Annotated in this window: 20 protein-coding genes; 13 read left to right on the forward strand and 7 right to left on the reverse strand. The window is 70.3% G+C overall.

Annotated features, from left to right (window positions below):
• Nucleotides 1-161: 161 nt before the first annotated feature.
• The 3 genes from V3328_RS13350 to V3328_RS13360 are packed head-to-tail and all read left to right on the forward strand — an operon-like array spanning nucleotide 162 to nucleotide 2293.
• Nucleotides 162-1172, forward strand: a complete 1011-nt coding sequence (locus tag V3328_RS13350) for a GlxA family transcriptional regulator (protein WP_340330172.1) — start codon at nucleotides 162-164, stop codon at nucleotides 1170-1172.
• A 16-nt stretch (nucleotides 1173-1188) separates the two neighbouring features.
• Nucleotides 1189-1875, forward strand: a complete 687-nt coding sequence (locus tag V3328_RS13355) for a DJ-1/PfpI family protein (protein ID WP_340330173.1) — start codon at nucleotides 1189-1191, stop codon at nucleotides 1873-1875.
• Between the two features lie 58 nt (nucleotides 1876-1933).
• Entirely contained in the window at nucleotides 1934-2293 is a 360-nt protein-coding gene (locus V3328_RS13360) for a nuclear transport factor 2 family protein (RefSeq protein ID WP_340330174.1), read from the forward strand.
• Between the two features lie 29 nt (nucleotides 2294-2322).
• Here V3328_RS13360 and hutC read toward each other — a convergent pair whose 3' ends face one another.
• A complete protein-coding gene (gene hutC / locus V3328_RS13365; RefSeq protein ID WP_340330175.1) occupies nucleotides 2323-3063 on the reverse strand; it encodes a histidine utilization repressor in 741 nt (246 codons plus the stop codon).
• Nucleotides 3060-4442: a formimidoylglutamate deiminase gene (locus tag V3328_RS13370; RefSeq protein ID WP_340330176.1), complete on the reverse strand. Its 1383-nt coding sequence runs from the start codon at nucleotides 4440-4442 to the stop codon at nucleotides 3060-3062. The genes hutC and V3328_RS13370 overlap by 4 nt, the downstream gene beginning before the upstream one ends.
• A gap of 123 nt (nucleotides 4443-4565) precedes the next feature.
• On the opposite strand from V3328_RS13370, the gene hutI reads away from it, so the two are divergent.
• The 10 genes from hutI to hisD all read left to right on the forward strand — a co-directional run bounded on the left by hutI (nucleotide 4566) and on the right by hisD (nucleotide 17692).
• The gene (gene hutI, locus V3328_RS13375) at nucleotides 4566-5774 is read left to right on the forward strand and encodes an imidazolonepropionase (protein ID WP_340330177.1); all 1209 of its coding nucleotides are present in this window, start codon (nucleotides 4566-4568) and stop codon (nucleotides 5772-5774) included.
• 385 nt (nucleotides 5775-6159) lie between these two features.
• On the forward strand, nucleotides 6160-7710 hold the full coding sequence (gene hutH / locus V3328_RS13380) for a histidine ammonia-lyase (protein WP_340330178.1): 1551 nt from the start codon (nucleotides 6160-6162) through the stop codon (nucleotides 7708-7710).
• Nucleotides 7707-8612, forward strand: a complete 906-nt coding sequence (hutG, locus tag V3328_RS13385; RefSeq protein ID WP_340330179.1) for an N-formylglutamate deformylase — start codon at nucleotides 7707-7709, stop codon at nucleotides 8610-8612. Before hutH ends, hutG begins: the two co-directional genes overlap by 4 nt.
• 2 nt (nucleotides 8613-8614) lie before the next feature.
• On the forward strand, nucleotides 8615-10288 hold the full coding sequence (gene hutU / locus V3328_RS13390; RefSeq protein ID WP_340330441.1) for a urocanate hydratase: 1674 nt from the start codon (nucleotides 8615-8617) through the stop codon (nucleotides 10286-10288).
• Nucleotides 10285-11796, forward strand: coding sequence for an HAL/PAL/TAL family ammonia-lyase (locus V3328_RS13395; RefSeq protein WP_340330180.1), 1512 nt, complete (start codon nucleotides 10285-10287; stop codon nucleotides 11794-11796). The genes hutU and V3328_RS13395 overlap by 4 nt, the downstream gene beginning before the upstream one ends.
• Before the next feature lie 115 nt (nucleotides 11797-11911).
• A complete protein-coding gene (locus V3328_RS13400; RefSeq protein ID WP_340330181.1) occupies nucleotides 11912-12871 on the forward strand; it encodes an ABC transporter substrate-binding protein in 960 nt (319 codons plus the stop codon).
• A gap of 5 nt (nucleotides 12872-12876) precedes the next feature.
• Nucleotides 12877-13665, forward strand: coding sequence for an ABC transporter permease (locus V3328_RS13405; RefSeq protein WP_340330182.1), 789 nt, complete (start codon nucleotides 12877-12879; stop codon nucleotides 13663-13665).
• Nucleotides 13666-14153: 488 nt separating this feature from the next.
• Nucleotides 14154-14945, forward strand: coding sequence for an ABC transporter ATP-binding protein (locus tag V3328_RS13410; RefSeq protein ID WP_340330183.1), 792 nt, complete (start codon nucleotides 14154-14156; stop codon nucleotides 14943-14945).
• 483 nt (nucleotides 14946-15428) lie between these two features.
• Entirely contained in the window at nucleotides 15429-16256 is an 828-nt protein-coding gene (locus V3328_RS13415; protein WP_340330184.1) for a formate/nitrite transporter family protein, read from the forward strand.
• A 116-nt stretch (nucleotides 16257-16372) separates the two neighbouring features.
• Nucleotides 16373-17692, forward strand: a complete 1320-nt coding sequence (gene hisD, locus V3328_RS13420; RefSeq protein WP_340330185.1) for a histidinol dehydrogenase — start codon at nucleotides 16373-16375, stop codon at nucleotides 17690-17692.
• A gap of 21 nt (nucleotides 17693-17713) precedes the next feature.
• Here the strand turns inward: hisD and mdoH are convergent, their stop codons facing one another.
• The 5 genes from mdoH to V3328_RS13445 all read right to left on the reverse strand — a co-directional run bounded on the left by mdoH (nucleotide 17714) and on the right by V3328_RS13445 (nucleotide 25992).
• Nucleotides 17714-19876: a glucans biosynthesis glucosyltransferase MdoH gene (mdoH, locus tag V3328_RS13425; protein WP_340330186.1), complete on the reverse strand. Its 2163-nt coding sequence runs from the start codon at nucleotides 19874-19876 to the stop codon at nucleotides 17714-17716.
• Nucleotides 19864-21402: an OpgD/OpgG family glucan biosynthesis protein gene (locus tag V3328_RS13430; RefSeq protein WP_340330187.1), complete on the reverse strand. Its 1539-nt coding sequence runs from the start codon at nucleotides 21400-21402 to the stop codon at nucleotides 19864-19866. The genes mdoH and V3328_RS13430 overlap by 13 nt, the downstream gene beginning before the upstream one ends.
• A 291-nt stretch (nucleotides 21403-21693) precedes the next feature.
• Complete coding sequence (locus tag V3328_RS13435) at nucleotides 21694-22914, reverse strand: efflux RND transporter periplasmic adaptor subunit (RefSeq protein WP_340330188.1); 1221 nt, start codon at nucleotides 22912-22914, stop codon at nucleotides 21694-21696.
• 8 nt (nucleotides 22915-22922) lie between these two features.
• On the reverse strand, nucleotides 22923-25280 hold the full coding sequence (locus V3328_RS13440; protein WP_340330189.1) for an ABC transporter permease: 2358 nt from the start codon (nucleotides 25278-25280) through the stop codon (nucleotides 22923-22925).
• Between the two features lie 4 nt (nucleotides 25281-25284).
• Nucleotides 25285-25992: an ABC transporter ATP-binding protein gene (locus tag V3328_RS13445; RefSeq protein WP_340330190.1), complete on the reverse strand. Its 708-nt coding sequence runs from the start codon at nucleotides 25990-25992 to the stop codon at nucleotides 25285-25287.
• Nucleotides 25993-26071 lie beyond the last annotated feature (79 nt).

Consider the following 26071-nt stretch of genomic DNA (forward strand, 5'->3'; position numbering starts at 1 on the left):
GGTTCGGCATCCGCCGCTGAAGACGCGACGCCGGCGAAGCCGAACGAGCACGCCGGCATCCGGACCGCGCAGGCACGAAGTGGCCGCTGCGACTCGGATTGGCAGCTTTTGACGGTTAAATGTCATTGCTGCCAGGCCCGTCAGCGCGGAAACTGCGTTCCATGACGGCCTCGGAAGACCCTGCCGGTATCGCTCCATCGTCGCCCAGGCGGGTCGTCATGCTGACCTTCGACGGCGCCAGTTCGCTCGATACCGTGGGGCCGGTGGACGTGCTGGCCGGGGCGCAGGTGGCGGTGCGATCGCCGCACCCGGTCTATGCGGTCGAATTGGTCTCGCTGGAAGGAGGACTGGTCAGGACGAGCCCGGCCGGCGTGAGGATCGACACCGTTGCCCTCGACGCGCTTCCCGACGGACCGATCGACATCCTGCTCGTCGCCGGCGGCGAAACCGCCGCCGAGGTCGCCCGGGAGGCGCGCGTCCGCGCTGCGGTCCGCGACCTTGCCGAACGGTCCGGACGCGTCGCCAGCATCTGCACCGGTGCGTTCCTGCTGGCGGAAGCGGGCCTCCTGAACCGTCGCAAGGCCACGACCCACTGGAACTGGTCGGAGCAGCTGCAGCGCGACTATCCGGAGATCGACGTCGATGCCGATCGGATCTTCGTGCAGGACGGACACGTGTATTCATCGGCGGGGATCACGGCCGGGCTGGACCTCGCCCTGGCGCTGGTCGAACGCGACTTCGGGTCGCGGATCGCCCTCGCCGTGGCGCAGATGTGGGTGATGTTCCTCAAGCGTCCCGGCGGGCAGTCGCAGTTCAGTTCCTTCCTGCCGCCGAGCGACGCGGCGGCCGATCCGATTCTCGAGATCCTCGACTGGGCGCAGTGCCATCTGGACCAGGAGCTGAGCGTCGAGAGGATGGCCGAGTTCTGCCGGATGAGCCCGCGCACCTTTGCCCGCCGCTTCGTCGAGAGGGTCGGCAGGACGCCGTCGAAATACATCGAGAAGCTCCGCGTGCAGGCCGCGAAGGGCTATCTGGAGTCCACCGATCTGCCGATGGATCTGATCGCCTCCGCCACCGGCTTCCGCAGCGCGGATCGCATGCGCCGGAGCTTCAACAGGGCGCTGAACGTGAACCCGCACGAATACCGGGACCGCTTTCGCATCCGCGACTGAACCAGGGGAGGGCCATATGGCCGGGAACAGGAAAGTCGGAATCTACATCTTCGAGAACATGACCATGATCGACGGCTACGCGCCGCTGCAGTTCTTTGCACTGGCGCCGGGCGTCGACGTGTTCACCTTCGCCAGGACCTCCGAGCCGCTGATGTGCGACGCCGGCGTCCTGCTGACCCCGCACTACGGATTCGCCGATTGCCCCGACATCGACGTGCTGGTGGTGCCCGGCGGCGGCAACGTGCTGGCGCAGATGCAGGACCCGGAGGTCATCGCCTTCATCAAGGCCGCCGGAGAGAAGGCCGACTACGTGACGTCGGTCTGCACCGGATCGCTCATCCTGGCCGAGGCGGGCCTGCTCGACGGGCACAAGGCCGCCACCCATTGGGCGTTCACGGAGGCGCTCGCGAACTACCCGAACGTCGAGCAGGTGGACGAACGGGTCTGCATCTCCGGCAACCGGATCACCGGCGGCGGCATGACCGCCGGCCTCGACTTCGCCCTGACCGTGATCTCCGAGGTGATCGAGGAGCCCGCGGCCCACGTCATGCAGCTCCTGTTCGAGTACCGCCCCGCGCCGCCCTTCGCGTCGGGCGGCCCCGAGACGGCGCCGCAGTTCGCGGTCGAGGCCGTGCGCGGCCAGGTCGGCCAGCTGGCCGGCGACCTGTTCGCCTACACGGCGACCAAGAAAGCCGCCGCATGAGACGCAGCCCCGGCGACGCACGCGCTGCGCCGCCGGTCCATCCATCGGAGAGACGGACATGAACAGAACCGACGAGACCGCCGCGGTCAGGGCGGTGGTGAGCGACTACATCAGGGGCACCGCGGAGTCCGACCCCGCGCTGCTGAGATCGGTCTTCCACGAGGCCGCAGTGATGTCCGGCTATCTCGGCCCCGACCTGTTGCTGGGCGGCCCGGAGCCGTTCTTCGAGGCCGTCGGCGCGCGCAAGGTGGGGCCCGACTACAGCGCCGAGATAACCGAGATTTCCGTTCTCGGACGGACGGCCACCGCCACGGTCGTGGAGGACAACCTGTACGATCTGTCCTTCGTCAACGCCTTCCACCTGCTGAAGGTCGACGGCGCCTGGACGATCACCTCGAAGCTCTTCCATCACGATTGATCGCGTCGTGTTGCATTTGCAGGCGCCCCTCACCCCCGAGGCGAAAACCGCCCCACCAGCTGCCGCGTCGTGCCGGGGTTCAGCAGTTCCACCCAGGTGATCGGCATCCGGTCGCTCCAGGTGCGCCGCTCGACCAGCAGGCAGGCGGCGCGTTCCTCGATCTCCAGCAGGCCGGCGGTCGCCGCATCCGCGTTGACGGCGCGGATCAGGTGCTCGGCGTCGGTCCAGGCGACGTGGTCGAGCAGCCAGCGGCCCGGCGGGACGGCGGCGAAGTCGGCGTGTTCTGCCTCGGGCGCCGCCTCGAGGCTGACCAGCCGGCGCTCGATCTGGATCGGCACGCCGTCGGCCAGGTGGCGGACTGTCAGGTCCAGCACCGGCGCGCCGGCACCGACCCCGAACAGCTCGGCCGTCCGGGTGTCGGCGCGCAGGCCCCGGCGCTCCAGCAGCTCGTGGGCATAGACCTGGCCGGTCCGCGTCACCTCGGCGCCGATGTCCCAGATCTCCATGACCGCGCGCTCGGGCGTGCGGTGCGCGACGAACGAGCCGAGCCGCCGCCGGCGCACGATCAGGCCCTCGTCGGCAAGCGACGACAGCGCCTTGTTGACGGTCATCCGCGAGGCGCCGAACATCTCCATCATCTCGTGTTCGGAGGGGATCCGCGAGCCCGGCATCCATTCGCCGCGCAGGATCGGCCGGGCGACGGCGCGGCGGATCTGCTGGTAGACCGCGCCAGACCCGTCGAGGACGGGCGGACGGTCGCGGGCGGTCACGCGAGGCCCCGCATGGTGGCGGCGAAGCGGGAGGCGATCGCCTCCGCCGCGACGTGCCGGCCGCCGGCGACGACATGCTCGCCGGCCGCCCAGACGTCGGCGACGCAGCCGTTGCCGCCGGCGAAGATCCAGCCGTCGAGCCAGCCGTCGTCGCGCGCCGCCGCGAGCGCCGGATCGGCGGGGTCGAGACGCACCAGATCGGCCGGCGCGCCCTCGACAAGCCCAGTGGCACCTTGCCCGGCCGGCCCGCGCCCCAGCGCCTGCGCGCCGCCGGCGACCGCTGCCTCGAAGACCTGCCGTCCCGTCGAGCCCTCTTCGAGCGCCAGGCAGTTGCGCGCCCTGTCGCGCAGCCGCTGGCCGTATTCGAGCGTGCGCAGTTCCTCGGCGGCCGAGATGCGGACGTTCGAATCCGATCCGACGCCGAAGCGGCCGCCGGCCCGGCGGTAGGCGACGCCCTCGAAGATGCCGTCGCCGAGATTGGCCTCGGTGATCGGGCAGAGCCCCGCCACCGCGCCGCTCGCCGCCATGTCGCGCACCTCGCCCGGCAGCATGTGGGTGGCGTGGATCAGGCACCAGCGGCCGTCGACCGGCTGGTGCTCGAGCAGGAATTCCACCGGCCGCTGCCCCGACCAGGCCAGGCAGTCCTCGACCTCGCGGACCTGCTCGGCGACGTGGATGTGGATCGGCCCGTCCGGGGAGGCGGCGACAACCTCGCCGAGCGCTTCCGGCGTCACTGCCCGAAGCGAGTGCGGCGCGATGCCGACGACCGCGCCGGGAAGATGCCGCGTGGCGGCGCGGGAGCGGTCGACCAGGTCCATGAACCGGTCGGCATCGTTGACGAAGCGGCGCTGCCCGGCGCCGGCCGGCTGACCGCCGAAGCCGCCGGTCTGGTAGAATACCGGCAGCAGCGTCAGCCCGATCCCTGTCGCGCGCGCCGCAGCGGCGATCCGCGTCGCCATCTCGGCAGGGTCATCATAGGTCGATCCGTCGGGGGCGTGGTGCAGGTAGTGGAACTCGCCGACCGAGGTGAAGCCCGCCTCCAGCATCTCGACATAGAGCTGGCCGGCGATCGCCTCGACGTCCTCGGGGCCGAGGCGCGCCAGGAACGCGTACATGGTCTCGCGCCAGGTCCAGAAGCTGTCGGCACCCGTCCCGTCCCTTGCCGGCCCGCGCCGCTCGGTCAGCCCGGCCATGCCGCGCTGGAAGGCGTGCGAATGCAGGTTGGCAAGGCCGGGAACGACGGCGCCGTCGAAGGCGTCCGCGCCGCTGCGTCCGGCATCCGGCGTGACCGAGGCGATCCGCCCGTCGTCGATGCCGATTGCCACTGACCGGGCCCAGCCGTCGGGAAGCAGTGCGTGTTCGAACCAGAGTCGCCTCATGTCCTCCTCCGCGACAATCGAATGCCGCCAATATCGTCGTTTCGTATAGACATAGCCCCGGCTCCGCCGATATGTATAGACAAATTCGCCGCATGGGTATCGCTAGGAGGGAGGCGAGCGGGGATGCAGGTCGACCGTCTGTGGACGAATGGCCGGCTGATGACGATGGCCGAAGGCGCGCCGGGGCTCGGTGCCGTCGAGCGCGGCGCCATCGCCTGCCGCGACGGCCGGATCGTCTTCGCCGGGCCGCTGGCCGACCTGCCGGCCGGCATCGACGCTGCCGACCACATCGACCTCGACGGCCGCTGGGTCGGCCCCGGCCTGATCGACTGCCACACCCATCTCGTTTACGGCGGCAATCGCGCGAAGGAATTCGAGCTGCGGCTTGCCGGCGCCAGCTACGAGGAGATCGCGCGTGCCGGCGGCGGCATCCGCTCGACCGTGGCCGCGACCCGCGCGGCCAGCGAGGACGATCTGGTCGCCTCGGCGCTGCCGCGGCTCGACGCGCTGCTTGCCGAGGGCCTCACCACGATCGAGATCAAGTCGGGCTACGGGCTTGAGACCGACGCCGAGGCCCGCATGCTGCGCGCCGCTCGGCGGCTCGGCGGCGAGCGCCCCGTCTCCGTGACGACGACCTTCCTTGGCGCCCATGCCGTCCCGCCCGAATTCGAGGGCGACGCCGACGGCTACATCCATTCCGTCTGCCGCGAGCAGTTGCCGGCGGTCGCCGCCGAGGGGCTCGCCGACGCCGTCGACGGATTCTGCGAGACCATCGCCTTCTCGCCCGACCAGATGGCGCTGGTCTTCGACGCCGCGCAGGCGCACGGGCTGCCCGTCAAGCTGCACGCCGAGCAGCTCTCCAACCTCGGCGGCGCCAGGCTCGCCGCCCGCTACGGGGCGCTGTCGGCCGATCACCTGGAATATCTCGACGAGGACGGCGCCGACGCGATGGCCCGTGCCGGCACGGTCGCGACGCTGCTGCCCGGCGCCTTCTACTTCCTGCGCGAGACGCAGAAGCCCCCGGTGGAGGCGCTGCGGCTTGCCGGCGTCCCGATCGCCCTTGCCACCGACGCCAACCCCGGCTCCTCGCCGCTGACCTCGCTGCTGCTTACCATGAACATGGCCGCGACCCTGTTCCGGCTGACCGTCGAGGAGTGCCTCGCCGGCGTCACCCGCAACGCCGCAAAGGCGCTCGGCCGCCTCGACGAGATCGGCACGCTGGAGGCCGCCAAGTCCTGCGACCTCGCGATCTGGGACATCGAGGAGCCCGCCGAACTGGTCTACCGGATCGGCTTCAACCCCCTGCACGCACGCGTCTGGAGGGGGAAATGAGCAAGTCCGGTACTCTCCTTTCCCTGTCCCTCTCCCACGTCCTCCCGGACGGCCGTCAGGCCGAGCCGGGATCGCCAAGGGCCGCAGCGCACGTGGTCGCGGCGATTACGGCTCTCCGCTTCGCGAAGCCTGTCCTCGGGCCGGCCCGAGGCCGCACCCGTGGGGCCGGGTTGACGAACGAGAGGCTCGCAGCGCCGTCTCCCTCCCCCCTCGTGGGGGAGGGTCGGGGTGGGGGGCACGTCCGGGCGATCCTCGATGGATCGACCGGACGTCCTGCACCGGTTCCAATGCGACGAACCCGGCCATCGGGGCCGGTCTCGCCGTATTCCCCACCGCCGACCCCTCCCCTCAAGGGGGAGAGGGGTGTCGCACCGGGGTGCACGGCATGACCGACGCCATCGTCCTCACGCCCGGCTCCGTCGGCCTCGCCGCACTGGAACGCATCTACCGGTCCGACGCGCCGGTCCGGCTCGACCCGTCCTGCCGGCAGGCGGTGGAGCATGCCCGGCAGGTCATCGCGGCGGCGGCGGCCGGCGGGGCGGCGGTCTACGGCGTCAACACCGGCTTCGGCAAGCTCGCCTCGACCCGCATCGCGCCCGAGGATACGGCGCGCCTGCAGCGCAACCTGATCCTGTCGCATTCCGCCGGCGTCGGCGAGCCGCTGCCGCCTTCGGTCGTGCGGCTGACGATGGCGCTGAAGCTCCTGTCGCTCGGCCGCGGCGCCTCGGGCGTGCGCTGGCAGCTGATCGAACTGCTCGAAGGAATGATCGGCGAGGCGGTGGTGCCGGTCGTTCCCGCCCAGGGATCGGTCGGCGCGTCGGGCGACCTCGCCCCGCTTGCCCACCTGACCGCCGTGATGATCGGCGAGGGCGAGGCGACCTTCAGGGGCCGCCGCATGGCCGGCGCCGAGGCGCTGCGGCTGGCCGGCCTGGAGCCGATCGCGCTTGGTCCCAAGGAAGGCCTCGCCATGATCAACGGCACCCAGTGCTCGACCGCGCTGGCGCTGGCCGGCCTGTTCGAGACCTGGCGGCTCGGCCTGACCTCGCTGGTCACCGGCGCCCTGTCGACGGATGCCTGCATGGGCTCGGCGGCGCCGTTCCGGCCGGAGGTCCAGGCGCTGCGCGGCCATGCCGGCCAGTCCGACGCGGCCGCCGCCCTGCATGCCCTGATCGCCGGCTCCGAGATCCGCGAATCCCACCGCGACGACGACGAGCGCGTCCAGGACCCCTACTGCATCCGCTGCCAGCCGCAGGTCGCAGGCGCCTGCCTCGACCTGCTGCGCCAGGCCGGCGCGACGCTCAGGATCGAGGCGAACGCTGCGACCGACAACCCGCTCGTCATCGCCGCCGACGGCTCGATCGTGTCGGGCGGCAACTTCCACGCCGAGCCGGTCGCCTTCGCCGCCGACCAGATCGCGCTCGCGATCGCCGAGATCGGCGCGATCGCCCAGCGACGCATCGCCATGCTGGTCAACCCCGCGCTGTCCTACGGCCTGCCGGCCTTCCTGGCGCCGCATCCCGGGCTCAACTCCGGCTTCATGATCGCCGAGGTGACGTCGGCGGCGCTGATGGCGGAGAACAGGCAGCGCGCCAATCCCTGCTCGATCGATTCGACGCCGACCAGCGCCGACCAGGAGGACCACGTCTCGATGGCCTGCCACGCGGCGCGCCGGCTCGGCGACATGAACGCCAATCTCGGCCGCATCCTCGGCATCGAATGGCTGGTCGCCGCGCAGGGCATCGACCTGCGCGCCCCGCTGACGACGAGCGCGCCCCTGCAGCAGGCGATGCGGGCGCTGCGCGCCGAGGTCGCGACCCTGAACGACGACCGCTACCTCGCCCCCGATCTCGAGGCATCGGCCCGGCTGGTCGGGGAGGGCGCGGCGCTCGCCGCCGTCTCCGGCATCGCGATGCCCGATCTGGAGCAGGCCGCATGAGCGACTTCATCGACGTCCGCGAGGGTTCGAGCCCGCTGATCCTGTCGATCCCGCACGGCGGCACCGACCTCGCGCCCGAGGTCGCGGCGCGGCTGAACGAGACCGGGCTTGCGGTGCCGGACACCGACTGGTGGATGGCGAGGCTCTACGACTTCGCCGACGACCTCGATCCGACGATCGTGCAGACGCGGCTGTCGCGCTACGTCATTGACGTCAACCGCGATCCCTCCGGCGCCTCGCTCTATCCCGGCCAGGCGACCACCGGCCTGTGTCCGACTACGACCTTCGACGGCGAGCCGATCTACAGGGCCGGCATGGAACCCGACGAGGCCGAGATCGCGCGCCGCCGCGCCGCCTACTTCGTCCCCTACCACGACACGCTCCAGGCCGAGATCGACCGGGTGCGCAAGCGCCACGGCTACGCGCTGCTCTACGACTGCCACTCGATCCGCTCGGTGGTGCCGCGCCTGTTCGAGGGCACCCTGCCGGTCTTCAACATCGGCACCAACGCCGGCAAGGCCTGCGCGAGAGAGATCGAAGCGGGCGTCGAGGCGGCCTGCGCCGCCGCCAGCCTCAGCCACACCCCCCAACCTCATCCTGAGGAGGCCGCGCCAGCGGCCGTCTCGAAGGATGGGCAGCAGGCCGGGGCCGATCCCACGCCCCTGAGCTACTCCCACGTCCTCAACGGCCGCTTCAAGGGCGGCTGGATCACCCGCCGCTACGGTCGGCCGGAGCACGGCGTGCACGCCGTCCAGATGGAACTCGCGATCCGGGCCTACGCCCAGGAGGCGCCGCCGTGGACCTACGAGCCGGGCCGGGCAGATCCGACCCGGGCGGTGCTGCGGCAGGCGCTTGAAAACATGCTCGCGGCCGCAGCCCGGCTGTACGGAGGAGACCGATGACCCTGCAGTCCCGCATCGACAACGCCCGCGACATCCGCTCGCCGCGCGGCCCGGAGCTCTCCGCGAAGAGCTGGCTGACCGAGGCGCCGCTCCGGATGCTGATGAACAATCTCGATCCCGACGTCGCCGAGAACCCGCACGAGCTGGTGGTCTATGGCGGCATCGGCCGCGCCGCGCGCGACTGGCGCTCCTTCGACCGCATCGTCAAGGCGCTGCAAACACTGGAAGGCGACGAGTCGCTCCTGATCCAGTCGGGCAAGCCGGTCGGCGTGTTCCGCACCCATCCCGACGCGCCGCGGGTGCTGATCGCCAATTCGAACCTCGTCGGACACTGGGCCGACTGGGAGCACTTCAACGAGCTCGATCGCAAGGGCCTGATGATGTACGGCCAGATGACGGCCGGCTCGTGGATCTATATCGGCTCGCAGGGCATCGTCCAGGGCACCTACGAGACCTTCGTCGAGATGGGCCGCCAGCACTTCGGCGGCGACCTCACAGGAAAGTGGATCCTGACCGGCGGCCTCGGCGGCATGGGCGGCGCGCAGCCGCTGGCCGCCACCATGGCGGGGGCCTCGATGCTCGCCGTCGAATGCCGGCCCTCGCGCATCGAGATGCGGCTCAGGACCGGCTATCTCGACGTGCAGGCCGACAGCCTCGACCACGCGCTCGAGCTGATCGATCAGGCCCGCAGGGGCGGCAAGGCCGTCTCCGTCGGCGTGCTCGGCAACGCCGCGCTGGTGTTCCCGGAACTGGTGCGCCGCGGCGTCGTGCCGGACGCCGTCACCGACCAGACCTCGGCGCACGATCCGCTGAACGGCTACCTGCCCGCGGGCTGGACGCTGGAGGAATGGGACGAGAAGCGGGCGAGCGATCCGGAGCTGACGATCCGCGAGGCCAAGCTCTCGATGAAGGACCAGGTCGAGGCGATGCTCTGGTTCCACCGCGAGGGCGTGCCGACCTTCGACTACGGCAACAACATCCGCCAGATGGCGCAGGAGGCGGGCCTCGCCGACGCCTTCGAGTTTCCCGGATTCGTGCCGGCCTACATTCGGCCGCTGTTCTGCCGCGGCGTCGGGCCGTTCCGTTGGGCGGCGCTGTCGGGCGACCCGGAGGACATCTACAGGACCGACGCGAAGGTGAAGGAGTTGATCCCCGACGATCCGCACCTGCACACCTGGCTCGACATGGCCCGCGAGCGCATCCACTTCCAGGGCCTGCCCGCCCGCATCTGCTGGGTGGGGCTCGGCCAGCGCCACCGGCTCGGCCTCGCCTTCAACGAGATGGTGGCGAAGGGCGAGCTCAAGGCGCCGATCGTCATCGGCCGCGACCATCTCGATTCGGGCTCGGTCGCGAGCCCCAACCGCGAGACCGAGGCGATGCGCGACGGCACCGACGCGGTCGCCGACTGGCCGCTCCTGAATGCGCTCCTGAACTGTGCGTCGGGTGCGACCTGGGTGTCGATCCACCACGGCGGCGGCGTCGGCATCGGCTATTCGCAGCATTCCGGCATGGTGATCGTCGCCGACGGCACCAAGGAAGCGGCGGCGAGGCTCTCCCGCGTGCTGTGGAACGACCCGGCCTCCGGCGTCATGCGCCACGCCGACGCGGGCTACGACATCGCCGTCGACTGCGCCCGCGAAAACCATCTCAACCTGCCCTCGCTGGAGGACGAATGATCGAGCTCGACGGCCAGTCCCTGTCGATTTCCGACGTCGCGCAGATCGCCCGCGACGATGCGCCGGTCGGCCTGTCGCCGGCGGCCCGGAAGGCGGTCGCCGAGGGGCACGACTTCCTGCAGTCGCTGATTTCCGAGGGCCGGCCGATCTACGGCATCACCACCGGCTTCGGCGCGCTCGACGGCCATGCGGTCAGTCGCGAGCAGAACCGGGCGCTGCAGCACAATCTTCTCAAGAGCCATTCCGCCGGCGTCGGCGCGCCGATGGCGGGCGACGCGGTGCGCGCGTTGATGGCGATCCGCGCCAACGTGCTGGCGAGCGGCGCGACCGGCGTCTCGCCGGAGACGGTCGATGCGCTGATCGCGATGATCAACGCCGGCGTGATCCCGCACGTGCCTGAGCGCGGCTCGGTCGGCGCCTGCGGCGACCTCGCCCCGCTCGCCCACATGGCGCTGCCGCTGATCGGGCTCGGCCAGGCCCGCCTGCACGACGGCCCGTGGGAGCCCGGCCAGATCGCCATGAAGCGGGCCGGCATCGCCCATCCCGCCGTCGAGGGCCGCGACGGCATCGCCCTGATCAACGGCACCGAGCAGACCACCGGCATCGGCTGCCTCGCCGTCCACGACGCGCGGCGGCTGGTCGAGGTGGGCGAGGCGGTCAGCGCGCTGACCATGGAGGCGCTCGGCGCCGTCGACGACGCCTTCGACCGGCATGTCGCGCTGTGGAAGCCGCATCCCGGCCAGATCGCCACCTCCGACAATCTGCGCCGCCTCACCGAGGGCTCCACCGCCGTCCTGCCGCCGCGGCCGAGCCGCCTGCGCGATGCGCTCAGCCTGAGATGCATCCCGCAGGTAATGGGCGCCGCGCGCGACGCCGTCGAGCACGCCGCGACGGCGCTGGAGATCGAGATCAACTCGGTCAACGACAATCCGCTGTTCGGCGTCGCCGACGATTTCGTCACCTCGAACTCCGGCAACTTCCATGGCCAGCGCGCGGCGGAAGTGCTCGACTATCTGGCCAACGCCATGACCTCCGTCGCGGTGATGAGCGAGCGCCGCTCGGCCCGCCTCATCGACCCGCACCACAATGGCGGCCTGCCGGCCTTCCTGATCCATCCGGCCGCTGCGGCGGGAGCCAATTCCGGCTTCATGATCGCGCAGTACACGGCCGCCTCGCTGGTCGCCGAACTCAGGATGCGGTCCGTTCCGGCCTCGATCCAGTCGGTGCCGACCTGCATCAACACCGAGGACCACGTGCCGATGGCGCCGCTCGCCGCGCGCCGGGCTGCGTTCGCGGTCGACACGGCCTGCACGATCCTGGCGATCGAGGCGCTGCTCGCCGCCCAGGCCGCCGACCTGCGCGGCCTGACGCCGGCGCCGGCGCTTGCGCCGCTCCATTCGGCGATCCGCGACGCCGTCCCGGCCATGGTCGGCGACCGCGTCGTCGGCGCCGACATTGATGCGGTGCAACAAGTGCTTGCCAGGTCGGTCGAAGTCTTGCTGAACTGAGGGGGAAACGCGGGGCATCGTCCGCCGGCGAACGGCGGCCTCCCGGGGGTGGATTTCATCAGAAGGGAACGGCGGTCAGGCAGCTGGAGCCTGCCGCATCAACAGGAGAAATATCATGATCACGCGCAGACAGACACTGAAGGGCATGGCGCTCGGCGCCGGCGTACTGGCGATGCCGAACATCGTCCGCGCCCAGGACATGCCGAAGGTCAAGATCGGCATGAGCGGCTGGACCGGCTTCGCGCCGCTGACGCTGGCCGAGAAGGCCGGCCTGTTCAAGGAGAAGGGCGTCGACGTCGAGACCGTCTTCATCTCCCAGAAGGACCGCCTGGCGGCGCTGGCGGCCGGCTCCGTCGACGGCGTGGCCACGACCGTCGACACCCAGATCCTCTGGGCGACCACCGTCCCGCTGACGCAGATCCTGATCCTCGACAAGTCGAAGGGCGGCGACGGCATCGCGGTGCGCAAGGACATCGATTCCTTCGAGGCGCTGAAGGGCAAGTCGATCGCCTGCGACGCGGCCGGCACCACGCCGTACTTCATGCTGGCGGCGATGCTTCAGGAGAACGGCATGTCGATCAAGGACATGAACCTCTCCGTGCTGTCGCCCAAGGACGCGGCCAACGCCTTCGTCGCCGGCCAGTTCGATGCCGCGGCGACCTACGAGCCCTACCTTTCGACGGTGCGCAACGATCCCGACGCCGGCAAGATCCTGGCGACCACCGTCGACTATCCCGTCGTCGTCGACACGCTGGCCTTCCCCACCGAGACCATTTCCGGGAACTCGGAGACCTACCAGAAGATCGTCGACGGGTTCTTCGCCGCTCTGCAGATGATCGCCGACAAGCCCGAGGAGTCGTTCGGCATCATGGGCGAGCGCGTGAACATGGACGCCAAGCAGTTCGAAGGCTCCGCCCAGTTCATCGACTGGCAGGACCAGGCCGAGAACAAGGCCTACTTCGCCGACGGCCTGGCCCAGTTCATGGAGATGGCGGTCGCCATCCAGTTCGACAACGGCGTCATCCGCGAGAAGCCGGACCTGTCGACGCTGACCGACGCGAGCTTCGTGTCCTGACGTCGATGGCGTCCTCCTTCGATCCGCTCACGCCGGTTGCCCCCAGGACGCGTCTCGTCCTGGGGGCCGCCTTTTTCGTCCTGTTCGTCGCCGTCTGGGCGGTGGCGACGCTCGGCGGCTTCATCAAGCCGCTGTTTCTCGCCGATCCGGTGAAGACCTTCGCGGCCGGCTGGAAGCTGTTTACCCAGCACGGCTTCCTCGGCGATGTCGGCATCACCATCTACCGGGTCATGGGCGGCTTCGTGCTGGCCACCGTGGTCGGCGTGCCGCTCGGCATCGCCATGGGCGCGTTCAAGCCGATCGAGGCGTTCTTCGGTCCGTTCGTCTCGTTTGCCCGCTACCTGCCGGCCTCCGCCTTCATTCCGCTCTTGATCCTGTGGGCCGGCGTCGGCGAGGCGCAGAAGCTGCTGGTCATCTTCATCGGCTCGGTCTTCCAGATCACCCTGATGGTCGCCGTCATCATCGGCGAGACGCGGCGCGACCTGATGGAGGCGGCCTATACGCTGGGTGCCGACTCGCGCGGCATCGTCGTGCGGGTGCTGCTGCCGAACGCCGCCCCGCAGATCGCCGAGACGCTCAGGCTGGTGCTCGGCTGGGCCTGGACCTACGTCATCGTCGCCGAACTGGTCGGCGCCGACTCCGGCATCGGCCACATGATCATGGATTCCCAGCGCTTCCTCGACACCGGCCAGATGATCTTCGGCATCTTCATCATCGGCGTCATCGGCCTGAACACCGACTTCGCCTTCCGGGCGGTCAATCTGGGGCTGTTCCCCTGGTACGCGGGGCGTTAGGGCATGGCGCTGTCGATACTGCGAGAAATGGGAGGAATGCCGCAGGTGCCGGATCCCCTCACCCGGACCGCTGATGCGGTCCGACCTCTCCCCATGGGAGAGGTGTCGACCGCTGAACCGACCTCACTTCATCGCCGGCGCGGGCTGTCTGTTTTCGGCAACGCATCTCGCACCCACCTCTCCCCGGCGGGGAGAGAGCTTGCCCCGGACCGGATCCGGGGTCGGCCCGCAGGGCCGGGTGAGGGGGCGGAGCGGCAGCGATCGCGCACCCGAACCGCCAGCGCGCCCCAGCCTCTCCCTGTGGAAGAGGTATTCTCCATCGCGACCACCCGCCATCATCTCCGGGATCGGGTGATTGCCTTCAGCGGCACGGCGCGCACTCACCTCTCCCCGGCGCGGAGAGGTCGCCGCGAAGCGGCGGGTGAGGGGGTGAGGCGGTTCCGTCCGTGCACTGACTCCCGGCACATTGCGAATTCGGATTCCATTCGATGGCCAAGCTGAGCATCTCCGGCGTCGGCCGGATCTTCCCCGGGGTCCAGGGCGGACCGCCCACGAAGGCGCTGGAGCCGATCGATCTGTCCGTCGAGGACAACGACTTCATCACCATCCTCGGCCCGTCGGGCTGCGGCAAGTCGACCCTGCTGCGGATCATCGCCGGCCTCGACCAGCCGACCTCCGGCACCGTCGAGCTGGACGGCCAGCGGGTCAGCCGGCCCGGCGCCGACCGCGGCATGGTGTTCCAGTCCTACACGCTGTTCCCCTGGCTGACGGTGAAGCAGAACATCTGCTTCGGCCTGCGCGAGAAGGGCATGGCGAAGGCCGAGCAGGACCACATCGCCGCCCGCTTCATGGAGGAGGTCGGCCTGACCGCCTTCGCCTCGCATTTCCCGCGCATGCTGTCGGGCGGCATGCAGCAGCGCACCGCGCTCGCCCGGGCGCTCGCCAACGACCCGAAGATCCTGCTGCTCGACGAGCCGTTCGGCGCGCTCGACCACCAGACCCGCTCGCTGATGCAGGAGCTGCTGCTGTCGATCTGGGAGCAGCACCGCAAGACCGTGCTGTTCGTCACCCACGACATCGAGGAGGCGATCTTCATGGCCAACCGGGTGCTGGTGATGACGGCGCGTCCCGGCCGCATCAAGGCCGACGTCCGCGTGCCGCTCGAGCATCCTCGCGACTACCGCATGAAGACCAGCCCCGCCTTCGCCGAACTGAAGGAACAGCTGACCGAGGACATCCGCGCCGAGACCCTGCGCGCCGCCGAAATGGCGACCGCATAGGGCAAGCGCCTCGTGGTTCGAGACGATCGCTGTCGCGATCCCTCACCATGAGGCTCCATTTTGCGTGGAGTGGGTGCGGAGGCAGTCTTCGACCCAAAGAAGCCCTCATGGTGAGGAGCGGCGGAGCCGCGTCTCGAACCACGAGGGCGGGCGGGCCGTCCCTCCCGGTGCCTCACGCCGTGCCCCCCCCACCCTTCAGCCCGCCCCCGCAATCGGCTATTGCTGTGCGGGCCTCACGCCGCGTCACTAAGGAGGACTACGGATGCGACAGTTTGCGCTCTCCCATGGTTTCATCTGCAACCTTAAATGCCCCGCACCATTCGCAGGTGCAGAGGAACACGGTGATGCGCAACGGCAGGATGTTCGGAATCGCCCGGTTCGGGGACCGCGCCATCGCGGTCTGCCTGTTCGTCGCGCTCGTCTCGCCGTTCGTGCTGTCGCGCCTCTGACGCCCGGCGGCGGCGGCACACGCGGTAAGGCCCGGTGAACGCGCGGGAGCCCGAGCCCGGCCTCGTTCCCGTCGGACCGAGTCCGGCCGGGTCGGACGCCTACAAGCCCTCCGAGATCATCCGGCTGGTCGAGGCCTCGGGTGTCGCCAAGACGCAGCTGACGACCACCCAGGTGATGGCGCTGGCGATCCTCGCCGGTGCCTTCATCGGCTTCGGCGCGGCCTTCTATACCGGCGTCATGACCGGCGTCGATCCGGGCTTCGGCCCGAACCGGGTGCTCGGCGGCTTCGCCTTCTGCCTCGGCCTGATCCTCGTCGTCGTCGGCGGCGCCGAGCTGTTCACCGGCAACGCGCTGATCGTCATGGCGTGGGTCGACCGGCAGATCTCCACGCGGGCGCTGTTGCGCAACTGGGGCCTGGTGCTGGTCGGCAACGTAATCGGCGCGGCGATCCTGGCGGTTGCGGTCGATGCCTCCGGCCTGCTCAGCGGAGCGACGGCGGCAACGGCGGTGAAGATCGCCGAGGCGAAGATGGCGCTGCCCTTCACCGAGGCCTTCGTGCGCGGCGCCCTGTGCAACGCCCTCGTCTGCCTCGCGGTGTGGCTCTCCGTCGCGGCACGCACCGCGACCGGCAAGATCCTCGCGATCCTGTGGCCGATCACCGCCTTCGTGGCACTCGGCTTCGAGCACTCGGTGGCGAACTTCTACTTCCTCGCCGCCGGCTTCCTTGCCGGGGCGCAGGGCGGTCTCCTCGACATCCTCGGCAATCTGGTGCCGGTGACGCTCGGCAACATCGTCGGGGGAACCGGCGGCGTGGCGCTCGCCTACTGGGCGGCCTACCGGCGGCGCGCCCCGGCCGAATGAGCCCGGCCGGATCGTGCCGGCCGGCTTGCGCCAGGGCCGCTTGCCCGGGCGCGGCTTGAGCCGGAGCGGCACTTGGCTTAGAGCCTGACCCGATCACCCAACCCGGACCGACCGCCATGACCATCGCCGTACACGACCTGGCCCAGCTCGACGCCGCCGGCCGCGCGGCGCTGATTGCACGCAGCGAGGCCGACATCTCCGATTTCGTCGGCCGGGTCGGCCCGATCATCGATGCCGTGCGGTCGCGGGGCGACGACGCGCTCGCCGAGTTCGGCCGGCAGTTCGACAGGGCCGACGTCCAGGCCGGCGCGCTTGCCGCCCGCCCGGAGGATTTCGATGCCGCCGAGACGGCGCTCGACGACGAGATCAGGGAGGCGATGCAATTCGCCGCCGACCGCATCCGCAGGTTCCACCAGCGCCAGATGCCGGAGGACCTGTGGATGGAGGAGATGGCGCCCGGCGTGATGGCCGGCGAGCGCTCACTGCCGATCCCCTCGGTCGCCTGCTACGTGCCGCGCGGCAAGGGTGCATTTCCTTCCGTCGCGCTGATGACCACGATCCCCGCCGTCGTCGCCGGGGTGCCCCGCGTCATCGTCCTGACCCCGCCGACGGAACGCGGCGGCATCGACGATGCCACGCTCCACGCCTGCCGGCTGGCCGGCGTCACGGAGGTCTACAAGTGCGGCGGCGCCCAGGCCGTCGCCGCGGCCGCCTACGGGACGGAGACGGTGCCGAAGGTCGCCAAGATCGTCGGCCCGGGCTCGTCCTGGGTGGTGGCGGCGATGCAGGCGCTCGCGGGCGTCATCGACGTCGGGCCGCCGGCGGGACCGAGCGAATCGATCGTGCTCGCCGATTCAAGCGCCGATCCGCGCCGCACCGCGCTCGACCTGCTCAACGAGGCCGAACACGGAGACGATTCCTCCGCCTTCCTCGTCACCGACGATCGCCAGCTTGCGGGCAAGGTCGCCGAGGAGGTCGCGTTCCTGTGGGGCCACATGGGCGCCGAGCGGGTCGGCTACAGCCGCGCGGTGCTGGGCGGCAGCAACGGCGGCATCGTCATCGCCGCCGACATGGACGAGGCCTGCGGGTTCGTCAACGACTTCGCGCCCGAGCACCTGATGGTCGAGAGCGCCGATCCGTGGTCCTACGTGTCGCGGCTCACGCATGCCGGCGAGATCCTGCTCGGCCCCAGTACCGCGATCTCGGTGGCGAACTACGTGCTGGGTCCCAACCACGTGCTGCCGACCGGCGGCTGGGCGCGCACCCGCTCGCCGCTGTCGGTGTTCGACTACCTGAAGCGCCAGACGGTCGGCTACGTGACGGCGCAGGGGCTGCCCGGGCTCGCCGGCCACACCCGCGCCTTCGCCCGCTACGAGGGCTTCGACGCGCACGCCAACGCCGTGTCCAGGCTCCGCGACGGCGGCGACGCCCCGTAGTCCGCCCCTCCGGCCGCAGCCCTACTCCGCGGCCTCGGCGCGCGGCAGCAACGCCAGGTGGTCGAGCCCCTCCGGGTTGGCCAGCACCGCGAGCTTCTCGCGCGGCGACAGGTAGCGCACGGCGTCCTCCAGCGATTGGGCGTTTTCCAGCCGGGCCAGGCCGAGCACCAGCGTCTCGTCGATGCCGCCGCGCCCGTGCGGCGTGTCGGGGACCAGGCTCGCCCGGTGGAAGGCGAGCAGCGCCGGATCGGCGGACAGCCGCATGCAGGCTTCCCGCGGCGGCCCCATCGCCTCGGCCAGGTCGGCCGCGGCGGCCTCGGCGCGGCGCAGGATGTCGGGCTCGCTGCGCTCCTCGGGAATGGTCAGGATCCCGATCCGCCGCAGCGCCAGGCCGACGTCGCGGCGGGCGGTCAGCGCCGACAGCGCCGCCGCCAGCACCAGGCCGGCGACCGCCGGGCTCATCCAGGCGAACACCTGCGGCGACACCGCCCAGGCGCTGCCGCCCAGCACGATGCCGAGGCCCATGTGGGCGCGGTGGCGGCGGAACACCTCGGAGAACGGCACGCTGCCGTCGTCGCGCCGCTGCGGCTGCCAGCCGGCGTCGCGGCCCATCAGGGTGTCGGCCACCGCACCCGACTGGATCGCCATCATGATCGGCGCCAGCAGCGCCGAGACGACCGATTCGGTCAGCACGCCGGCGACCGCCCGCGCCGGGCCGCCGAGGCCGCGCCTCAGCGCGCCGTTGCACAGCGCCACGGCCAGTCCGAACAGCTTCGGCAGGAACAGGATCGTCATCGTCATCAGGAACAGCCCGATGGCGCGCTCGGAGTCGATCGACGGCCAGGTCGGAAACAGCTGGAACTCGTCGGTGAAGTATTCCGGCCGGATGAACTGCGCCTGCAGGGCGAGCAGCAGGCCGGCGATCAGGAAGATCAGCCAGACCGGCGAGGCGACGTAGCTCATGATGCCCATCGCCATGTGGGCGCGGCTCGGCCACCTGAGGCCGCGCGCGAACAGCACCTTGGCGTGCTGCAGATTGCCCTGGCACCAGCGCCGGTCGCGGGTGGCGAGGTCGATCAGGCTCGGCGGGCTCTCCTCGTAGGAGCCGCCCAGCGTCGGCGCCAGCACCACGTCCCAGCCGGCCCGGCGCATCAGCGCCGCCTCGACGAAGTCGTGGCTGAGGATGTGGCCGCCGAACGGCGGCCGCCCGCGCAGGTGCGGCAGGCCAGCGGACTCGGCGAAGGCCCGGGTGCGGATGATAGCGTTGTGGCCCCAGTAGTTGCCGTCGCGGCGGGCCCAGGCGGCAAGGCCGGCCGACATGACCGGGCCGTAGACGCGGCCGGCGAACTGCTGCAGGCGGGCGAACAGCGTGTTGCGGTTGACGACCGCCGGCACCGTCTGCAGCAGGCCGAGCGCCGGGTCGGCCTCCATCGCCAGCGCCATGCGCACCAGCGTGTCGGCCTCCATCAGGCTGTCGGCGTCGAGCACCACGAAGCAGGGATAGGCGGCCCCGAAGCGCTTGCACCAGTCGGCGACGTTGCCCGCCTTGCGCTCGGTGTTGCGGTGGCGGCGGCGATAGAAGACGCGGGCCCGCTTGCCCGGCCGGCGCAGCACCGCCCGGAACGCCGCCTCCTCGGCGATCCACGCGTCCGGATCGGTGGTGTCCGACAGGACGAAGATGTCGAAGCAGTCGGCGGCATCCGCCTCGGCCAGCGATTCGCCGATCGCCGCGGCGGCGGCGAAGACCTGCGCGGCGTTCTCGTTGTAGGCGGGGATCAGGATCGCCGTGCGCTCGTTCGGCAGGCGGCCGTCCTGCGGCGGCACGTCGGCGACGTGGCGGCCGCTCAGCAGCGTCGCCATGCCGGCCAGCGCGGTCGTGAAGGCGAGCGCGATCCAGGAGATGTTGATCGCAAACAGCGCCAGCATCACCGCCTCGATCGGCGTCATCCGGGCAACCGTCAGCACGGCGTACATCTCGTGGATCAGCAGGCCGGCGACGAGCGCTGCGCCCCCGAACACGAACAGTCTCGGCATCCAGGCATGCGGGTCGCGCCGCCGCGTCCGGGCTGTGTCCGGCAGCGACCGGAGATCCTGGACCGGCATCTGCATGCCGGCCTCGCGCGGCAGCGCCGCCTCGGGCAGTGGGATAGGCTCGTTGGGTCGAAAACCGGTTACTCCGACCATCTGAACACCCACACCTCCGAGATCCGGTTGCCGTTCTGCATGAGCGCGCAGCGCAGGTCGATATTGGTGGCGCCTTCCGGATCGAGGCCGAAGGCGACGCGCCGTCCGCCGGTTTCCGGATTGAACTGGATCGTGCCGGGCACCAGCTTGCCGCCGCTGGCTGAGACGTCCGGCACGGGCTGGTCCTCGGTGGCGATACCGTCGAGCGGCCCGCCGACGAAGTCCACGACGATCCAGCGGCGGTCGGCCGGGGCATTGCCGTTGTTGGCGGCCGGCCCGCCGATCATCGTCCCAGTGACGCGGGCGAGGCCCGACTCCGCGGGCACCTCCGCGCACCATGTCAGGCGATAGGTGAACTGGCTGTCCTCGCCCGCCCTGAGCGGCTCCTTCGGCCGCCAGAAGGCGACGATGTTGTCGTGGATCTCCGAATCGGTGGGGATCTCGACCAGCATCACGGCGCCCTCGCCCCAGTCGCCGATCGGCTCGACCCACAGGCTCGGCCGGCGTTCGTAGTGCGCCTCCAGATCCTGGTACTTGGCGAACTCGCGCGACCGCTGCATCAGGCCGAAGGCCTGCGGATGCTCGTCGAGGAAGGCGCTGATCTGCAGGCGGGCCGGGTTGATCAGCGGCCGCCACAGCCACTCGCCGCGTCCGTTCCAGATCAGCAGGCCGTCGGAATCGTGGACGGCGGGGCGGAAATCGTCGATGCCGAGCCGGTCCTGGGGACCGAAGTAGTACATGCTCGTCAGCGTTGCCAGGCCCACCTTCTGGATGTCGACGCGCGGGTAGAGGGTCGCCTCCACGTCGATCACCGTGTCCAGTCCCGGCCGGATTGTGAAGCGGTAGGACCCCGACGTGCTCGGGCTGTCGAGCAGCGCATGCACGACGATCGATCCGGCGCCGGGCCGCGGCTCCTCGATCCAGAACTCCCGGAAGGCGGGGAACTCCTCGCCCTCGGGTTCGGCGGTGCGCAGCGACAGGCCGCGCGCCGACAGGCCGTACACCTGGTCGCGGCCGACCGCGCGGAAGTAGCTGGCGCCCTGGAACACCGCGAACTCGTCGTTGTAGTCGGTGCGATTGAGCGGGCCGTGCAGGCGAAAGCCGGAAAAGCCCACGTCCTCGGGCGGCATCGGCATCGGCACCAGCGGACCGTAGTCGAACAGGTCGGGAGAGAAGACGACGTGCCGGGCGTTGCCGCCGGAGACGATGTTCACCTGGACGGGCTGCTCGAAGACGTGGCCGAGATGGAACATCTGGACCTCGGCCGGCAGGTTCCTGCCGCGCCAGATGGCCATGTCCGGGCGGAACCGGATGTCGCGGTACTGGTCGTAGTTGAGGTCGCGGATCTCGGCGGAGACGTTGTCCGGCGGCGGCTCATAGGGGCGCGAGGCGAGATCCCGCGCCTTGGCCCGCACCTGGGATGGCGCGAAGGGCTGGGGATCGCCGAGGCGAAGAACGCTGCCGCTGTCGGATTGCGCGAAGGCCGCTGGCACTTTTCCGGCCAGCCCGCTCAGTGCCGCCACCATACACAGATCCCGGCGGTTCAGCGCCATTAGACAATACTCCAGACATCACCTGCCCCTCGGCTGCCGCTCAGGGGCAAGCGGTGCCGCAGGCTGCCACGCCACTGTCCAATCGGGAAGAAACCACCGACGCGCGATTGGGTTCCAAATTATCCGCCGGACCCCCCGGTCCGTCGCGCTCGATCCGCGAAAGCGGTCGACCCCCGAATAGGATCAGGATGGCGATATCTCGGGACGATTTTATGGCAAGATCAACTAAAATATTGCTATGCAACACGTTATTTCCGCGAAGCCCTACAGATCCTCGGTTTCCCGGGCGGTCACCTTGACCCCGTCGGCCACGCGGTCGCTGGGATGGAGGATCACCCGCTCGCCCTCCGAAAGGCCTTCCAGGGCCGCGGCGCTGCGGTTGTTGCGCGCGCCCAGGACGACCTCCCGGCGGCGGGCGCGGTGGTCGGCGTCGACGGTGAACACCGCCCAGGAATCGCCACGCCGGAACAGCGCCCCGAGCGGCACCAGCAGCGCCTCCTGCCGGTCGACGACGATGTGGACGACGACCCGGTAGCCGTGACCGAGACCCGACCACGCCGACGGCGGATCGATCAGGTCGAGGATCGCCTTGACCCGCTGTTCCTCGATGCCGAGCGCCGAGATCTTGGTGAACCCGGCGGATTCGATGCGGCGGACCCTGGCCTGCAGCGTATCGCCGCCCCAGCCGTCGATGCGCGCCTGCGCGGCGGACGGCACCCGGACCGCGTCGGACGACAGCAGGTCGACGACGATCTCCAGGTTGTGCGGGTCGCCGATCTCCACCAGCGGCGTCCCGGCGGGAACCACCTGCTCGCTTTCGGTGACCAGCTTCAGCACCTCGCCGGTCTCCGGGGCGGTGACGTTGACGCAGCAGCTCTCGCCGCCGCCGGCCTCCTGCGGGCTCTCCGGGCCGATCAGCCGCGCCCGGGCGCTTTCCAGTTCGCGCTTGCGCACGTCGAGGGTCGCCCTGGCGCTGGCGAGCCGCGCCTTGGCGGTATCGACTTCCATCACCGCCTGTTCGTGGGCCCGTTCGGAGATGATCTGCCGCCGCGCCAGTTCCTCGGAGCGCTGCATCTGGCTCTGCGCGAAGGTGAGCTGCGATTCGGCCTCCGCGACCTGCGCTTCGCCGAGCGCCACCGCCGATTCGGCGGCGAGCGCGGCGGCCTCCGCGGCGCGGCGGGCGCGCGCGTCGAGGAACTCCGGCGCGGTCGGCTGGATCACGGCGACGACGGTATCGTGCGCCGTCACCGGGTCGCCGACCTCGAGCGGCGACCGCAGCACCTTGCCGGAGACCGGCGCCGACACCGAATAGATGTCGCGGATCCGCGTCATCCCCTCGTCGTCGACGGTGACCTCCAGCGTTCCCGGCACGATTTCGGCGATGTCGACGGGGACCGGCTGCGGCCAGAACGCCCAGGCGACTGCCGCCGCCGCGCCGGCGGCGACGGCGCCCAGGAGCACAGGTCGAACCCATTTGATGGCCATGGCGGATCCTATTCGCGGGTCTTCAGGACGTCGATCAGGTCGAGGCGGTCGATGCGGCGCTTGACGATCAGCGCCGAGGCGAGGGCGGCGCCGATCACCACCAGGCTCGACATCGCATAGGTCTGGCGGCTGATCACCAGCGGCACCCTGTAGAGCTCGCTCTGCAGGCCGGCCACCGTCACCCAGGCGATCGCGTAGCCGAGCCCCCATCCAAGCGGCAGCGAGGCGAGCATCAGGATCGCCAGTTCGCCGAGCAGGATCCAGGCGACCTCGTTGCGCGTGAAGCCGAGCACCCGAAGGCTCGCCAGTTCGCGGCCGCGCTCCGACAGCTGGATGCGGGCGGAGTTGTAGACGACACCGAACGCGATCACCATCGCCAGGCCGGTGTAGACGCTGATCATCACCGAGATGTTCTCCGCCAGCGTCCGCCGGAACGTCTCCAGCGACATCTTCTGCAGCGCGATCGAGCCCACCATCGGCATGTCCTTGACGGCGGCGAACAGGTCGTCGGCCCGGCCTTCATCGATCGACAGGTGGACGCCGGTGACCATCGGCCCCTCCAGCATCAGCTGGTTCAGCGCATCGATGTCCATGTAGGACATCAGCCCCAGATAGCCTTGGATGATGGCGGTCACGGGCATGTCGACGACGCGCTTGCGCCCCTCCAGCGTCTCGATCCGGACGATGTCGCCGACGCCGACGCCGAGGATCTCGGCCAGCGCCTCGCTCGGGGCGAAGCCCGATTCCGGCAGCGTCACCGGCTGGAAGTCCACGTCGATGACGCGGCTGAGGTCGGTTCCCCGGGGCTTGCCGACGATCGCGACGCGCCGCTCGACATGGCCGTGTCGGACCTTGACGGCGACCGCGCGGGTCGGTTCGGCGGCCAGCACACCCGGCAGCCGGCGCACGTCGTTGACCACCGACACCGGCCGCTCCTGGATGAACGAGACGGTGGCGTCCTGCCGGTCGGACTGGAAGTAGGTGAAGTCGATCATGACCTCCACCGAATCGAACGAGAACAGCGAGGCCAGCAGGACGGCCGCCGACAGCGAGATGCCGAACACCGTCAGCGCCGCCCGCACCGGCCGCCGGATCAGGTGGCGGCCGATCATCACCGTGGTCTGCGACACCATCCGCGTCCGGCCGCTGCAGAACAGGCGCCGGTAGCGGGTCGGCGCCGGCGCGTGCATGGCGACCGCCGGCGGCAGCCGCACCACCGACCACACCGCCCGCGCCGCGCCGAGCATCGCCGCGCCCACGGTGACGAACACCGCCGTCGCGTAGATGTCTGCTCCCCACAGGAACACCAGGAACGGGAAATGGTAGAAGCTGCCGTACAGCCTGGTCAGCCCGAAGCCGAGCCAGGTTCCGGCGATGCCGCCGATGACGACGCCGATCGCCGCGATCGCGGCGACGAACTTCAGGTAGTGGCTGCCGATCGCCATCGAGCGGTAGCCGAGCGCCTTCATCAGGCCGATCTGCTCGCGCTCCAGCGCGACGAGGCGCGACAGGATCATGTTGATCAGGAATGCCGACACGAACAGGAAGATCGGCGGCAGGATCCGCGCCATCGCCTGCAGCTGCTTCAGTTCGGCGTCCAGGAAGGCGTGGCTCTGCTGGTCCTTGCGGCCGTAGGCGCCGCGCCCGCCGTAGCGCTCCAGCAGCGAATCGATCCGCGCGATCACCTCGGCCTCGGAGGCCCCGCGCAGCAGCTTGACGGAGACCTGAGAGAACGCCCCGTCGAGGTCGAATGCGGCCTCCATCGCCTTGCGGGACATCCAGCCGACGGCGAACCGCTCGTCGTCCGGCATCAGGTCCCAGGGCCCGAGCGCGTAGATGAACTCCGGCGACAGCGCCACCCCGACGATCGACAGGCGGCGCTTGCGCCCCTCCAGGATCGCCTCGAACGTGTCGCCGGGACCGAACCCGTGCGCCCTGGCGAACGCCTCGTTGACCACCACCTCGTCGGGATGGGCCGGATCGGGCGCGCGGCCCTGGCGCAGGTAGAGCCGGTTGAGCAGTTGCTCGCCGATCTCCGGCATCGAGACCAGCATCGAGGTGGCCGGCGCCGACATTCCCTCGATGTCGAGGATCGCGGTCTTGACGATCCGCGTCTCGACCGCCGCCACGCCCGGGATCTCGGCGATCTCGCCGGCGATGCGCTCGGGCGCCCGGGTCGCCTGCGCGAACACGTCGGCGAAGCGGTAGCGCTCGTAGTAGGTCTCGCGGGTCTCGTGGAGCGAGCGGTAGGCGCCCACCGCCAGCACCAGCGTGGCGACGCCGGCCGCCATCACCAGGGCGATCGCGATCACCTGCGCCTTCAGCCGCCACAGGTCGCGCAGGAGCTTGCGATCGAGGGCCCGCATCGCGCTACCAGCTGATCTCCGAGGCGGGCCGCCTCGTCTCGTTGACGTCGACGCGGGCGACCCTGCCGTCGGCGAAATGGACGACCCGGTGGGCGATGTCGCCGATCGCCACGTTGTGCGTGATCACCGCCGTCGTCGTGCCGATGTCCCTGTTGACGGAGACCAGCGCCTCGAGGACGCGCACGCCGGTCTTCGAATCGAGCGCCCCGGTCGGCTCGTCGCAGAACATCACCTCCGGGCGCTTGGCGATGGCGCGGGCGATGGCGACCCGCTGCTGCTCGCCGCCCGACAGCTGGGCGGGGAAATGGTCCATGCGGGCGCCCAGCCCGACCATCTCCAGCGCCTCCTCCGGCCGCATCGGGTCCGTCGATATCTCGGTCACCAGCGAGACGTTCTCGCGCGCCGTCAGGCTCGGCACCAGGTTGTAGAACTGGAACACGAAGCCGACATTCTCGCGCCGGTAGAGGGTCAGCCGCCGCTCGTCGAGGCCGGTCAGGTCGCCGCCGCGGAACCGCACCCGGCCCGCCGTCGCCTGGTCGAGGCCGCCGAGGATGTTGAGCAGCGTCGACTTGCCGCTGCCGGACGGGCCCAGCAGCACCAGGAACTCGCCCTCGTCGATCTCGAGGTCGACGCCGCGCAGCGCGTGCACCTCGACCTCGCCGGTCCGGTAGACCTTGGTCAGTCCCTCGATGGTGAAGACCGGTTCGTGCATCTCGTCTCGCTCCGGGCACCCCGCTCTACCCCGTTCCGGCGGCCGGGCGGCATGATCCGTATCAACCCCGCGCGGCGAA

Origin of the sequence: Microbaculum marinum (assembly GCF_037855135.1) — a bacterium.
Lineage (GTDB): Bacteria > Pseudomonadota > Alphaproteobacteria > Rhizobiales > Tepidamorphaceae > Microbaculum > Microbaculum marinum.